At 61.6% G+C, this 13,021-nt stretch carries 19 protein-coding genes; 9 read left to right on the top strand and 10 right to left on the bottom strand.

Going from position 1 to position 13,021, the window contains the following annotated elements; genetic code table 11:
* The first annotated feature begins 209 nt into the window (after nucleotides 1-209).
* From HUK73_RS01670 to HUK73_RS01680, 3 genes are all read left to right on the top strand, one after another.
* On the top strand, nucleotides 210-461 hold the full coding sequence (locus HUK73_RS01670; protein ID WP_176590347.1) for a hypothetical protein: 252 nt from the start codon (nucleotides 210-212) through the stop codon (nucleotides 459-461).
* Nucleotides 462-529: 68 nt separating this feature from the next.
* A complete protein-coding gene (locus tag HUK73_RS01675) occupies nucleotides 530-892 on the top strand; it encodes a winged helix-turn-helix domain-containing protein (RefSeq protein ID WP_176592765.1) in 363 nt (120 codons plus the stop codon).
* A gap of 173 nt (nucleotides 893-1,065) precedes the next feature.
* Nucleotides 1,066-1,614, top strand: coding sequence for a hypothetical protein (locus tag HUK73_RS01680; RefSeq protein ID WP_176590348.1), 549 nt, complete (start codon nucleotides 1,066-1,068; stop codon nucleotides 1,612-1,614).
* 112 nt (nucleotides 1,615-1,726) lie between these two features.
* Here the strand turns inward: HUK73_RS01680 and HUK73_RS01685 are convergent, their stop codons facing one another.
* Nucleotides 1,727-2,416, bottom strand: a complete 690-nt coding sequence (locus tag HUK73_RS01685) for an alpha/beta fold hydrolase (RefSeq protein ID WP_176590349.1) — start codon at nucleotides 2,414-2,416, stop codon at nucleotides 1,727-1,729.
* A 128-nt stretch (nucleotides 2,417-2,544) separates the two neighbouring features.
* On the opposite strand from HUK73_RS01685, the gene HUK73_RS01690 reads away from it, so the two are divergent.
* The 4 genes from HUK73_RS01690 (at nucleotide 2,545) to HUK73_RS01705 (ending at nucleotide 5,143) form a co-directional block, all read left to right on the top strand.
* The gene (locus tag HUK73_RS01690) at nucleotides 2,545-3,462 is read left to right on the top strand and encodes a LysR substrate-binding domain-containing protein (protein WP_176590350.1); all 918 of its coding nucleotides are present in this window, start codon (nucleotides 2,545-2,547) and stop codon (nucleotides 3,460-3,462) included.
* Between the two features lie 90 nt (nucleotides 3,463-3,552).
* Nucleotides 3,553-3,894 carry a helix-turn-helix transcriptional regulator gene (locus HUK73_RS01695; RefSeq protein WP_176590351.1) on the top strand — a complete coding sequence of 114 codons (342 nt, stop codon included), beginning with the start codon at nucleotides 3,553-3,555 and terminating at the stop codon, nucleotides 3,892-3,894.
* On the top strand, nucleotides 3,881-4,348 hold the full coding sequence (locus tag HUK73_RS01700; protein WP_218036405.1) for an SRPBCC family protein: 468 nt from the start codon (nucleotides 3,881-3,883) through the stop codon (nucleotides 4,346-4,348). The genes HUK73_RS01695 and HUK73_RS01700 overlap by 14 nt, the downstream gene beginning before the upstream one ends.
* Before the next feature lie 414 nt (nucleotides 4,349-4,762).
* Complete coding sequence (locus HUK73_RS01705) at nucleotides 4,763-5,143, top strand: MGMT family protein (protein ID WP_218036406.1); 381 nt, start codon at nucleotides 4,763-4,765, stop codon at nucleotides 5,141-5,143.
* A 242-nt stretch (nucleotides 5,144-5,385) separates the two neighbouring features.
* On the opposite strand, the gene HUK73_RS01710 is transcribed toward HUK73_RS01705, so the two are convergent.
* The 7 genes from HUK73_RS01710 to HUK73_RS01740 form a co-directional block, all read right to left on the bottom strand.
* Nucleotides 5,386-5,637: a hypothetical protein gene (locus HUK73_RS01710; protein ID WP_176590354.1), complete on the bottom strand. Its 252-nt coding sequence runs from the start codon at nucleotides 5,635-5,637 to the stop codon at nucleotides 5,386-5,388.
* A gap of 70 nt (nucleotides 5,638-5,707) precedes the next feature.
* Nucleotides 5,708-6,358 (bottom strand): hypothetical protein, encoded by a 651-nt coding sequence (locus HUK73_RS01715; RefSeq protein ID WP_176590355.1) that lies wholly within the window; start codon nucleotides 6,356-6,358, stop codon nucleotides 5,708-5,710.
* Nucleotides 6,359-6,374: 16 nt separating this feature from the next.
* Nucleotides 6,375-7,016: a DNA-3-methyladenine glycosylase gene (locus tag HUK73_RS01720; RefSeq protein WP_176590356.1), complete on the bottom strand. Its 642-nt coding sequence runs from the start codon at nucleotides 7,014-7,016 to the stop codon at nucleotides 6,375-6,377.
* The gene (gene ada / locus HUK73_RS01725) at nucleotides 7,013-8,110 is read right to left on the bottom strand and encodes a bifunctional DNA-binding transcriptional regulator/O6-methylguanine-DNA methyltransferase Ada (protein WP_255326164.1); all 1,098 of its coding nucleotides are present in this window, start codon (nucleotides 8,108-8,110) and stop codon (nucleotides 7,013-7,015) included. The genes HUK73_RS01720 and ada overlap by 4 nt, the downstream gene beginning before the upstream one ends.
* Before the next feature lie 269 nt (nucleotides 8,111-8,379).
* Entirely contained in the window at nucleotides 8,380-8,829 is a 450-nt protein-coding gene (locus tag HUK73_RS01730; protein WP_176590357.1) for an ester cyclase, read from the bottom strand.
* A gap of 301 nt (nucleotides 8,830-9,130) precedes the next feature.
* Nucleotides 9,131-9,910 carry a LuxR C-terminal-related transcriptional regulator gene (locus tag HUK73_RS01735; protein ID WP_176590358.1) on the bottom strand — a complete coding sequence of 260 codons (780 nt, stop codon included), beginning with the start codon at nucleotides 9,908-9,910 and terminating at the stop codon, nucleotides 9,131-9,133.
* Nucleotides 9,911-10,061: 151 nt separating this feature from the next.
* A complete protein-coding gene (locus HUK73_RS01740) occupies nucleotides 10,062-10,658 on the bottom strand; it encodes a fumarylacetoacetate hydrolase family protein (RefSeq protein WP_176592768.1) in 597 nt (198 codons plus the stop codon).
* On the opposite strand from HUK73_RS01740, the gene HUK73_RS01745 reads away from it, so the two are divergent.
* On the top strand, nucleotides 10,619-11,647 hold the full coding sequence (locus tag HUK73_RS01745) for an acyl-CoA dehydrogenase family protein (RefSeq protein WP_255326165.1): 1,029 nt from the start codon (nucleotides 10,619-10,621) through the stop codon (nucleotides 11,645-11,647). The genes HUK73_RS01740 and HUK73_RS01745 overlap by 40 nt on opposite strands.
* 32 nt (nucleotides 11,648-11,679) lie before the next feature.
* Nucleotides 11,680-11,859: a transposase domain-containing protein gene (locus tag HUK73_RS01750; protein WP_176590359.1), complete on the top strand. Its 180-nt coding sequence runs from the start codon at nucleotides 11,680-11,682 to the stop codon at nucleotides 11,857-11,859.
* Between the two features lie 8 nt (nucleotides 11,860-11,867).
* Here the strand turns inward: HUK73_RS01750 and HUK73_RS01755 are convergent, their stop codons facing one another.
* Entirely contained in the window at nucleotides 11,868-12,587 is a 720-nt protein-coding gene (locus tag HUK73_RS01755; protein WP_176590360.1) for a hypothetical protein, read from the bottom strand.
* On the bottom strand, nucleotides 12,584-13,009 hold the full coding sequence (locus HUK73_RS01760) for an ester cyclase (protein WP_176590361.1): 426 nt from the start codon (nucleotides 13,007-13,009) through the stop codon (nucleotides 12,584-12,586). The genes HUK73_RS01755 and HUK73_RS01760 overlap by 4 nt, the downstream gene beginning before the upstream one ends.
* Between the last annotated feature and the right edge of the window lie 12 nt (nucleotides 13,010-13,021).

The following is a 13,021-nucleotide window of genomic DNA, read 5'->3' on the forward strand; positions in this document are numbered from 1 at the left end:
CCCTTGGCCGTGATGCTTGTCGAAGGGTTCCATATGTTGGTCGATGAAGGGGGTGGGGGCGATCATGGCGATCCGCTGGCCTCCTCCGGTTTTCAGGAAGGGACGGATAAGCAGGACCAGCGATAGACGGGCCGGGAAATCATGATATGATCGATGCGGAAAGGGCGGAACGACGCCGCCCTTCCCGCAGGTGAGAGGAGCCACTTCATATGCCGACTTCCGCCACTCCCGCGATCGAACGCATTGCCCGCGTTCTGGCAGGGCGCCAGCTCAGCCTGAACGGTGAAGGCAGCGATCCGCACGCGGCGAGCGCAGTCGATGCCAGTTGGCATGATCATGTCGACGATGCCTACGCAATCCTGCACACCCTGCGCGAACCTGATGCGCGCATGGCGCAGGCGGGGGATGTGGCGGTGTGGCGCAACATGATCGGCGCGATATTGGAACCTCGGGCCGACTGAGCTTCGGGGACAAGTTTCCGGCTCTCTGCGCATTGGCGCGGCCGGTCGACCGTGGCATAAGCGGCGGCATGACCGGACCGGCGTTGAAGATCAAGATTCAGGTTTATTGTGGCGAGGAAATCGCCATGGGTCCGGGCAAGGCCGACCTGCTGGACGCCATCGCCAGCGAGGGATCGATTTCGGCTGCCGGGCGCAAGCTGAAGATGAGCTATCGGCGCTGCTGGATGCTGGTGGATGTCATGAATCGCTGCTGGACCATGCCGGTCGTCGCGACCTCCACCGAAGGGGCGCGGTTGACCGATTTCGGGGTCGATCTGCTGACGCGGTATCGGGCGTTGCAGGCGGCGGCGCAGGCAGGTGGCGCGGGGCGCTGGCCGGCGCTGGAGGAGTTGCTGCGCGCCGAACCCTTGCCGGTCCAACCGGCGGATTGATCTGCACGAAAAGGTCGTCGCTTCAACCATTTGGCGCATTCACAAAAATTACATGTTGCGCCGCACAAGGAAAAATGATTCCCTGTGACTGTCGGCGCAACCGGCGCTTAATCTTGTAGAAACCATATTGGGCGCATGGTTGGCTGATCGACTTGAAGTCGGAGGGCATGAGCATGGGCACGAGTGCAAGACCTGCGGACGGGGCCATCACACTGGCGGAATTGCGTGAATTCGCCAGCTTCCCGGCCGCCACGCAGCGCTATATCCGTCGATCGCTGGACATCGGCCTCCATCGGCGCGACGCCATGAAGCTTTGGTCGCGCGATGTGGTGGAAGAAGCGAGCATCCGCGCGCAGGCCCGTATCTACGGGCGACTGGAGGAGATCAAGGCTGTGGTGCCCGATGACAGCGGCCTCGACCAGATGGAGCCGTTCATGGCGCCGCTGGTGACGATATCGGCCTTCGATCTGGGGCAGGATCGGCTTTGCAGCTTTTCGGCCTATCGCTTTCTGTATGAGCGGCTATTGGGTGCGGGGGCGCGGCCCTGGCTGCCGGGCGCCTTCTGCGCGGCGGCGAGCCTGCCGCATCTGCATCCCGAAAAGCGCCGGGCGCTGCTCCAGTCGATCAGCGAAGCGGCGGCGACGGCCGTGGGCTGGTCGAACCGCGAGCCGACCTTCTACCCCGAATGGGTCGAAAAGGTCGATCTGAGCAAGGCGAACTGACCCCTTCGCACCCACGCCCGTCCGGGGGGAGGGGCGTGGGAGGAAGGCGGAAATGCAGGTTCAGCGCCGCAACCGCTCCGGTCCATGACCCGGCATTTTGCTGCTGGGGGAGCTAGGCGATGGCTTCCGCTGCCTCGCGGATGACTTCGTAGACGCGCTCGGGCTGCGACAGCATCGGGACATGGCTCGACTGCAATTCGGTGATTTTCGCGTTCATCCGCTGGGCGACGAACCGCTGGAGGTCAGGGTGCACCGTCCGATCCTCGGCGCCAAGAATATAATAGGTCGGCTTCGACTTCCACGCCGCGCCCTTCACCGGCTGGTTGAACAGATCGGCGAGCGGAACCGTTTGCGTCGCCCAGACCATCTGCTGTTCGTCATCGGGAAGATCGCCGCAGAAATCCGGCGTTCCCGACTGCTTCAGCCAGATCCGGCCATCGGCCACCTCGATATGGGCAAAGACCGGCGTCCTGGGATGGCGGTCCTGTTCATATTGGGATGTTTCCCCTTCGTCGGGCGCGAGCGCGCAAATATACACAAGCGCTCCGACCCGATCGTCGGTGCCGGCGGCCGTGATCACGGTGCCGCCGTAGGAATGACCGACGAGCACCACCGGGCCGCTCACCTGGCCGATTGCCGTGCGGGCGGCCGCCGCGTCCTCTTCGACCGTGTTGAGCTGGTTCTGGGTCGAAATCACTTCATAGCCATCGGCCTGAAGCAGTTTCATGACCTTGCTGTAGCAGGAGCCATCGGCCCAAAGCCCATGGGCGAACACGATGCTCGGCTTGCTTTGCGTAGACATAGGCGTTCTCCTTGGATGAGGCGTGACCGCAACCTCTTGTCGGCCACGGGGACAAACTGCTCTTCTCTTGGAACGGAGACCAAGACTTTATATGGTCGTGCCATACTTTGCAGGCATGGGTGGCCAGCATGGAAATTCGCCATTTGCGTTACTTCATCGCGGTTGCCGAAGAGGGCAGCCTGACAAGTGCGGCCGAGCGGCGGCTGCACACCGCGCAACCCTCGCTCAGCCGGCAGATGCGCGAACTGGAGTTTGAGGTTGGCGTCAGGTTGATGGAACGCAGGGCGCGCGGGATCGAGCTTACGCTTGCTGGCCGCATATTCCTCGATCATGCGCGGATGATCCTGATGCAGATCGATGCGGCCGGCGAAGCCGCGCGCCGTGCGGGGCAGCCTGAACGGACCGGATTTGTCATCGGCTTCGTGGCCGGACAGGAGGTCGTCTGGCTCTCGGAAGCGCTGCGAATCCTCCGGGAGGAAGCTCCGGGCGTCGACGTCACGATCTCCAGCCTGTCCTCACCCGAACTGGCCAGCGCCCTCATGCAGAACAGGATGGATGTGGCTCTGCTCCGGCGCGAGCCGCAAACTTCGGGGCTCGCTTTCCGATTGCTGATGAAGGAGCCCCTGGTGGTGATTCTGCCCGCCAACCATCGTCTTGCCGAGAATGAGGCAATCAGCCCGCAGGAACTTGCCGGGGAAAGTTTCATCGCCGGGTCGACCAAGCTGGCGCCCGTGCTGAAGGCGACGGTGAAGGATTATGCGGAAAGGGTCGGGATCGCCCTGAACGAGAAATATGATGCCGAGAACATTTCCGGGGGGATGTCGCTCGTGGCTTCCACGGGCAGCGTTACCCTGCTTCCGCTCTATGTGACGAACATGCTGGTTCCATCGGTGGTCGCGCGCCCGTTGGCGGGCGATCCTCCGACCATCGACCTGATGATGGGCTATAGCAGGTCGAACACCTCGCCCCTGCTCAAGCGCTTCCTCGCGCGCGTCGACGAACTGGTGGCGAGTGTATCGAAAGGCAACGCGCCCTTTCTCTCTTGATTGCAGGCGTGGCCAGAGCCGTCCGCCCATCACTTAGCCATATGGATTAGTAAGTTGACATGATCGCTGGGCGTGATCATAGTTAGCCATATGGCTCACCTTGATCGCATATTCCATTCGCTTGCGGACAGCACCCGCCGCGCCGTGATCGCCCAGCTCGCCATCGGCCCGGCCAGCATCAGCGATCTCGCGCAGCGTCACCACATGGCGCTGCCGAGCTTCATGAAGCACATTCGCGTGCTTGAGCAGAGCGACATCGTTGTTTCCCGCAAGTCAGGGAGAGTGCGCATGTGCGAGTTACGACCGGAAAGTCTGAAAACCGCCCAGGGCTGGCTCGAAAGTGAGCGTCGCACCTGGGAAACCCGCCTCAATCAACTCGACACCTTCGTCGAAAATCTCGCCGCAAAGGACAATGCAGATGGAAATCGATAAAGACCTGGACCTCCTGCTCGAACGCACAGTGAAGGCCAGCCCCGCGCAGCTCTGGCGCGCCTGGACCGAACCCGAACTGCTGAAACAATGGTTCGCGCCAAAGCCTTACAGCGTCGCCAAGGCTGCGGTGGACCTCGTGCCTGGCGGCGTGTTCAACATCGTCATTTGCTCGCCGGAGGGCCAGTCATTTCCCGAAAAGCCCGGCTGCATCCTCCTTGTCGAACCGGAGCGCCGCCTGGTCTGGACCGATAGCCTGGGACCGCTGTTTCGGCCGAACGAAGATCCTTTCATGACAGCCGAGATCACGATGGAAGCGGTCGAAGGCGGCACGCTTTATCGCGCCCTCGTGCGCCATAAGGGACCCGCTGAGCGCGCCAAGCATGAGGAAATGGGCTTCTTCCAGGGGTGGGGCACTTGTCTGACGCAGTTGGAGGAATTTGCCCTTACCCTCTGAAGCTCTTCTGGACAGGGAAGTCTCCGCCGCCTTCCGCGCCAGCCTCGAGCTGGCGCCAATTCTGCGCCGAACTTCAATTTGAAAGCAAGGATCGGAGTGCAGCTTGCGTTGCAATGCAGCAGCCTGTCTGCTGCCTCCCCGGCCCCCTCGCAGAGCGGTCTCAAGGAAATGCCGATGTTTCCCAGACTGCCTGACGGTCCATAGGAGGTGCAGATGTCTATATTATCGGAGAGCTGAAGCGTGGATAAATCTCCATATCATTATGTTTTCGAAACGGCATATGGCTTTGCGGCTATCGGTTGGCGCGCGTCGCGCGTTTCGAGCGTCCGGCTGCCTTCAAGGACGGCAGGAGCAGCCGAAAGCTCCCTTCTCCGTAGATTTCCCACATCCAAGCTGGCTGTGCCCCCGGAGTTCGTGCGCACCGTGGTCGACAGCGCGCAGCGTTATTTCGGCGGTGAACGCGTGGATTTTTCCGCCGTTGAAATCGATCTGGGAGAGCAAGAGCCGCTATTTGAACGCATCTACGCTTTCGTGCGTGCCTTGGGTTATGGCGAGACGACGACCTACGGGGCCATTGCCAAGGCGCTGGGAGAGGAACCGCAGGTTGCGCGGATCGTCGGCGAGGCGATGTCCCGCAACCCAGTCCCTCTGATCGTGCCTTGTCATCGCGTGACTGCGGCCGGGGGGAAGATCGGTGGCTTCTCCGCGCCGGGCGGCTCCCATTCAAAGGCCCATATGCTCGCGCTGGAGGGAGTCGTCCCGCCCTCGGACGGCCAGGCCGGCTTCGGATTCTAACCGCAAGACGGGAGGAGGATATGATCCAAAGGCGCCGTTTTTCGCAAGCTGCATGACAGCTTCTTCATCCTGCCGAACGCAGCGACAGCCGGGGAAACGAGAGCGCTCGACAAGGCCGGTTTCAGGGCGATCGCGTCGACCAGCCATGGCCGCGCGCCAACCGCGCGCATGCCCGCCGGTCAGCTTCGCTCCGGTCCATGCCCTTAAAATGGATGCCGCTTGCCGGTCACGACGCCGGTTTGTCAGACGAGTCGCAGGATCGCGGTTTCCGCCAGAAGATAGATCTCGCCCGACGTGAAGCGCACCTCAATCTCGCCGTTCATCTGCGCCTCGAACTCTGCATGACCGTCGACGACGAGGCGCGCGATATAGGTCAGGACCAGCTTCTTTTCCGGATCGTCCTTCGCGAATGCGACGAAACCAGCCGAGACCTTCTCCGCTTGATCGCGCCTGCGCCGTTTCGCACTCGCGCTGTATCCGCCGCGCGAAAACATGGATATCGTTTCCTCGTTCTGCTCAGCCCGTCCGCCTGATCTGGCGCCATGATCGATGGGGGTGAGTGGTTCAAACAAATCGGGCATGTTCGGGTCGGCCGGAAATAATGCGCAATGATGGATGGAGCATTGGCCGGTATCCGGACCTGAGCGCTCCCAGTGTCGACGGGGGTGTCAGCAGCCAATCCGCGCGGTCGAGGGACGGGGCGGGCACATATCCGCCCTCAGTCCAGTGATGAGGCCGGCCGTCGCACAATGTGAACGCGTCCCGCCCTGCTGCGACCACCGCGCCATCGGGCAGGTCCGTCAGCGGCGCCGGGATCGGGTGCAGGCGTTTGCGGCTGCGGCTGAGCCGCTCGCCGTGCAGGATGATGTCCATGCGATCCGCCGATGGCCGGGCTTCTCCCCGATGATCCGCCCAGCAGGCGCGAAAATGTTCGGCAGCGTCTCGCCGGCATAGAAAACAGGGGCGATGACCGGCGGCCAGCGCGATCGCTTCGTCGAGGAAGAACAGCTCGGTCCAGCTTCGGTTGGCCATCAGGTCCCGCCGTCGCCCCTTATAGTCGCAGGTGCAGACCAGCCATGCTCTTGACGCCCAGCGCTTCGCCAGCAGCCTTTTCGTTGCCGGGTCATGGATGATGCCGCGATTGCCGATAAGCAGACCGCGTTGCGCGATGGCTACGACCTCACCGAAGGGGGTGACGCGGTTTTGCAGCGGCATGACGTCTGCTCTCCCTCTATTTGAGAACGGTCCCGCGCTCGCGCGGGATGCGCCACAGATACCAGGCAGCGACGGTGCGATGCGGTGCCCAGGCCTTCGCGATTTCGCGCAGCACCTTCGGCTTGGGCTGCTCGTCCAGCGACTTCAGCACCCGATAGCCCTCACGGACCCCGAAATCGTCGACCGGGAGGACATCCATGCGCTCGAGTGAATACATAAGCAGCATCTCGACGGTCCAGCGGCCGACGCCCTTGATGCCGACCATCCGGTCGATGAGCGTTTCATCGTCCATCGTTGCGGCCATTTCGCGCGTCGGAATGACGCCCGAGATCGTTGCGGCGGCAATCGCCTGGATCGTCGCGGCCTTGCTGGCCGAGAATCCGCAGCTTCGTAGCCGCTCATACTCTGTACCGACGAGATCGTGGGGTGTTGGAAAAGCCCGATCTTCGAACAGCGCCTTCAGGCGCTCAATGATCGCGTCGCCGGCCTTGGCGGTGAGTTGCTGATAGGCGATCGCCCGCACGAGTGCCTCATACGGTTCGCGTGCCGCCTTGGGATCGTGTCGGCAGGGGCCGACCCGTTCGATCAGCTTTGCCCAATCGCCGTCGACATTCGCGAGAAAGGCAACCGAAGCGTCATAGCGCGCGGAAAGGGTCATGCGACCTGCGCGGCCTCGCGATCCAGGATCGCGCGCTTGCGCTCGACGCCCCACGCATATCCTGAGAGCGATCCGTCGTTGCGCACCACGCGATGACAGGGGATGGCAACGGCCAGATTGTTTGCGGCGCAGGCGCCCGCAACCGCCCTGACCGCTGTCGGCGATCCAATGCGCCGCGCAATCTCGGCATAGGATACACGCTGGCCGACGGGGATTTCCTGCAACGCCTGCCACACGCGCCGCTGAAAGGCGGTGCCGCGAACATCAAGCGGCAAGTCGAGGCCGACACCGGGATTTTCGACGAAGCCGACCACCCGCGCGATCAGCGCCTCATAATCCCGGTCCATGCCGATCAGGTGCGCCTTGGGGAAGCGATCCTGGAGGTTGCGGACCAGCGCGTCGGGATCGTCGCCGAGCAGGATGGATGCCACCCCCTTCTTGCTTGAGGCAACCAGGATCGCGCCGAGATAGGATTCGCCGACGGCGAATTTGATCTCCTCGTCGGCGCCGCCCGCGCGATACTGGGTCGGGGTCATGCCGAGCATGCCGGTCGATTTCTCGTAGAAGCGGCCGCTGGAGTTGAAACCGGCGTCGTATATCGCTTCGGTGACGCTGGTTCCCGATTCCAGGCCTTCGCGAACCTTTCGGGCACGATCAGCCGCTGCATAGGCTTTGGGCGTCAGGCCGGTCGTGGCCTTGAAGACGCGATGGAAATAGCTGGGGCTTCGATCCATGGCCGCCGCGACTTCCTCGAGCGACGGTTCCGTCTCGCATTCCTCGATGAAGCGGCAGGCTCTGGCGACCAGCACGGCGTTTTCGACATCCAGCGAAGGGCCATCGGGGTTGCAGCGTTTGCAGGGACGGAAGCCGGTCCTCTGCGCGCTTTCCAGCGTGTCGTGGAGCGTGACGTTCCGAGGGTTTGCGGTCCGCGACGGACAGGATGGACGGCAATAGACGCCCGTGGTCGAGACCGAGTACCAGAGTTCGCCATCGGCCGCCTTGTCGCGCGCGACGATGCGCGCCCAGCGCGGATCGTCCTCGACCGCAAGCAATGCCGTGGGCGGAGTCGGTGCGATATGAGAATTGGGCATCATTTCTCTTCTTCTCTATCAGGTCTGCGCGCACCCTGCCGCCGTATCACGCCGACCGCACTCCGATCCTTGCTTTTAAATCGAAACTGCCCGCTTCGCTGCGCCATAAACGCCCCGGATAGCGGCTTTCAGCTTCGTGTCAGGCCGCGAACGCAGCTTCAATGGGATTGGCGGGAAGCGGAGCGGGTGGAAATGAATGGGGCTCGCACCGATATCCGCGCGAGCCCCATCCGGTGCGACCTGTCTCTGGAACAGCTGATTTGAGATACGGGTCAGGCCCTGTTGATCAGCCCGAGTTGCATCATCGCCGTCAGGCCGTCATCAAGGCCGTTCTCCTCGACGATCAGGCCGTCGACCACCTTCAGCACGGTCTTGCCGGTGAAATGCATCTTGCGGCCGGTTGCCGGCGGCAGGCCGCCCAGCAGGAAGTCGTCAAACGCCGGACCCATGTGGGTGCCACCGCCTTCCCACTGGCCGACGACATAGTCGCCCTCGGCAATCAGGTCGGCGGTGCCCCAGAAGTTGAGGTCCGGGAACGCTGCGCGAAAATCGGTCATGAAGGCCTTGATGTCGGCGCGGCCACGACGCGGCTCATGCAACGAATATTGCAGCAGCATGTCGGGGTGGGCGATCTCGTCGATTACCGACAGGTTGACGTCCTTGCCCCAGAATTCGGTGAACCAGCGGACGACGACGGCCTTGTTGTCTTCTTCTTTGCTCATGGGAGAATCCTTCCTTCCTTTCGGGGGATCGGTCAGCGAAATCTCTCGATGACCTGGAGGTTGGATATGGGAGCTGGTCGAGCGCAAAACTCCGCTTCTTACTTTCAAACCGGAAACGGCGTTGCGCCGACGTTTCGCGCCGCGGCTGACCTTAGCTATAGGGCGCCAGGCGCTGCATCAGCGCGAACCGCATGTGGCGCGGTTGATCCCGCGCGATCTCGTTAATGTCTCGTGCACTCGTCCTCGGACCTGCTCCAGAAGGGCGCTTCCAAGGGAATTTATCGCAGACGATGAAAGATTTTCATCCCTCGGCAGAGTAAAGGATCATGAGATCCCGCAGGCCCGCCACATTCAGCCTCTCGTAAGCGCGTTTGCGGTGGGTGACCACGCTCGACGCTTTGAGCCCCAGCTTATCCGCCGTCTCTTCCGCGGTTCGTCCGGCGATCGCTTCGGCGGCGGCCTGCGCCTCCCGCATGGTAAGCATAGGAAAACGCTCTATAAGCTGAAGCAAAACGCGATCAGGATCACGATAATCTCTCGCCACGGTCAACTCGCAATGACGCGCCACGGCTGCGCCGAGCATCGGAGAGAGGGAGAGAGCCAGGTCGAGATGGCTGTCATCCAATGGCCCTGATCGCGCATCTCGATAAAGATTGACCGAAATCGCCTCACCACAACTCAGCTTCCGAACCACGGTGAAGCGGTCGACGATCCGGGCCTCTTCATAACATTGGCGGCGATAGGAGAGCGTCGGCACTTCGGTTCTCGTCATATAGAGTGCCGCAATCCCGCCAACGGGCAGATGATTGGAAATGACCTCTTTTGCGGGATCTTCGCGGAAATAGACCGACATATAGCTCCGCATCGCCCTTTGTTCGTCAAAGGTTCGCGCGAGCGTCCCATGGCCAAGCAGAACCGGCTTTTCGCCATTGTGCAGGAACATCGAAATAAGATCGGGTCGAACCGTTGAGCGGAGGCTCTGTAGCAATCGATTTCCAAAATCGGCGCGTCCGATCGAATCGATCAAGCTGCAGGCAATGAATCCCGGCTGCTCCGCGTTCGGAATCGGCAACATCCGCATCTTTCTCTCCTGATCCGCGCTGGCGCCTCTGTCATGGCGGCGCTGCGAAGCGCCCGTTCCCATTTTCGACGGAAACGAGGTCCAGGCGGGCGACGGATCGAAACGCGATCGACCGTTGCATACCTCCTGGACCTCTCAAAGGATGAAATCGCTACGCTGCATATTCCTTGGCCGGCATGATTTCGACATCGAGTGTTCCAACACTCTGAATCATTGCCGATATCTTGTCACCGGGCTGAAGAAAGTCACGGCTCTTCAAGCCCGAACCCGACGGTGTGCCAGTCAGGATTACATCGCCCGGCTCAAGCGTTGCGATGTGCGAAATCAACGATAGCTGTTCAGCGACCGACCAGATCATATGCCGGGTATTGCTTGACTGCTTGGTGACGCCGTTGACGCTAAGGCGCAGATCAAGCGCCTGCGGATCTGGGATGAGTGCCGCCGGAATGATCCACGGCCCTATAGGGCAGCTTCCGTCGAAAGCCTTGCCCCCGAAAACATCCATGCTCATGCTGCTTTGCGGGTGGAACTGGGCATCCCGTGCGGAAAGGTCGATCCCGATGGTATAACCGGCAACGAAGGAACCCGCTTTGTCCACCGGCACGCACGAGGCGGTTTTCCCGATCACCACCGCGAGCTCGATCTCCCAGTCGAACTCCGTGACGCCTGCGGGATAAGAAACGGAACGGCCTGCGCCCACCACGGCTGTTGTCGGCGGTTTCAGGAAGAAGTTGGCCCGCCGAGAAATATGGCGGCATGGGCGAGGAAGATTTCCGCTTCGAGCAGATCATCATCGAAGAAACCGTGCGCGCCGGGTGCGGGTGCTGGTTCAACACTTTGCACAGTCGGCTTGTCGGTCCGTATCTTCAGCGCTTCGGCACAGAAGAGCAGCGCGAGCGTTTCCTTCCGGGTTGCGTCAGCGGAGAGACAATCCTCGCCATCGCCATGACCGAAGCGGGGGCGGGCTCCGACCTTGCGGGCATGGGCACCACCGTCACCGATCAGGGCGACCATTATCTCCTGAATGGCTCCAAGACGTTCATCTCCAATGGCATCAACGCCGACCTTGTAGTCGTCGCCGCCAAGCCCGCGGGAGCGGAAAAGCGCCATGACATGGTGCTGCTGCTGGTCGAGCGTGGCATGGAAGGGTTCGAGCGGGGGCGCAATCTCAAGAAGATGGGCCTGTCCGCGCAGGACACCGCCGAGCTCTTCTTCAGCAATGTGAAAGTCCCCAAGGCCAATGTGTTGGGCGAACCCGGCAAGGGCTTTTATCATCTGATGGAGGGGCTCGCTGAAGAAAGGCTGATCTCGGCTGTCGGCGCTGCGGCAAATGCACGGCGCGCCTTCGACATGACGCGTGAGTATGCCATGCAGCGCAAGATGTTCGGGAGCGTGCTTTCGGAGCAGCAGAACACGCAGTTCCGTATGGCTGAAATGGATGCGGAGATCGATTTGGTACAGACCTATGTCGACCTATGTGTTGTCGAGCATAATCAAGGCCGCCTGACCTCCAATATGGGCGCCAAGGCCAAGATGCTCACGACGGAGGTCGAGTGGAAGATGATGGATCTGGGCGTCCAACTCCATGGTGGCCACGGCTATATGGATGAATACCCCATCAGCCATATGTTCACCGACGCGCGCATCAACCGTATCCTGGCGGGCAGTTCCGAAGTGATGCGGCTCATCATAGGGCGGGATGTTTTCTCGCAAAATTATCGGTCGTTGCTATCCTGAAGAAGCGAGGGAGATAGGCAAGAGCGATCTCATTGGCTGTTGGACCACAGGGCGCTTGCATCAAGACCGTCAGGTTCAACGGCCTCGAACCGCAGGTCTGCATTGCCGATGTCATCGACAAAATCGCTGGCGGCTGGCCCGCCGCTCGCGGGGATCAGCTCATGTCGTGGAACTGGCGACCGAGCGAGCGGGACGTCGCCCAAGCCGCATAGGTGCGGCGTCAGCGCAGCCGGATGGTGTCGAAGTCGATCGAGACCAGCAGCGGATCGGGAACCTTCCGCATCGCGTCGTCATAGGCATAGACGCGCCGTCTGGTCGGCATCATGATACCTTGGAAGGCGCGATAGTCGCTGGGATAGTTCGCGCCCCGCGCTCTGCCGAGTACATCCACCACATAATCATGGCGACGCATCAGCCCGTCCGGCCCGAAATGGGTGATCTGCGTCTTCGTGTGGCTCTTCACGGTGTCGGGAAACGTCACCTTCAATCTGCGCCAAGTCTCGCCATTCTCGTGCCAGGGTTCGATTTCTTCGCTTTCGAAGCCGGGATATGTGTAGAGGAAGGGCGAGGTCAGGTAGGTCCAGAGCGCCTCGCTCGCGAAATAGGCTGCGTGCAGCGGTTCCCATGGCGTCTCGCGGGCGTGGCCCGCAAAGGCGCCCTCGGGATGGTCCCAGGCTTCGATGATCTTGCCCTCGGCATTCTCCAAGGCCAGTCGCTGGGGCACGAAGATCGTGCGAAGGTCGGGCTGGAGGAACGGGACGATCGCAAGACGCTCCTTGTGCGTGTCGATTTCAACATGCTTGTTCCGGAGCAGGCCGGACTGCTGCTTCACATCCCAGATCGCGCCGTCGATGGACAGGTGCGCCTCAAGCGTCGTGAAGGCGTTCCAGCGATCCAGGCCACCATGGGCTTGAACGGCGTAGGCGAGGAGGTCGTTCACAGCGTTTCTCCCTCATCCGGGAAATGGTCGCCGAACATCGGATGACCGCCCAGCGAGCCTGCGCGGGTCGCTTCGTCCTGAATGACGTCCCAATGCTCGACCATCACACCGTCCTTGAGGCGGAGGATATCGACCACCACCCAGTTCGCGGGCAGGCCGAGACCGGTGAAACGGCCGTGCAGCATGACATGATCGCCTTCCGCGACCGCGAGCTGATTTTCATAGCGCAGGTCGGGCGAGCCGTTGGCGACCAGGCCGAACAGCCCTTCGCGTCCGGCGGGAACATGGGCGCTGTGCTGGACATAATCGGACGACCAGAAGCGTCTGGCCGCAGCAATGTCCTTGCGATTGAAGAGCGTTTCGAAGGCTTCGAGAACGATGGCCTTGTTCGCGGCCGGGGTGTGTGCGGTGGTCTCGGTCATGGGGTGAACCTT

Origin of the sequence: Sphingobium sp. EM0848 (genome assembly GCF_013375555.1) — a bacterium.
Classification (GTDB): Bacteria; Pseudomonadota; Alphaproteobacteria; order Sphingomonadales; family Sphingomonadaceae; genus Sphingobium.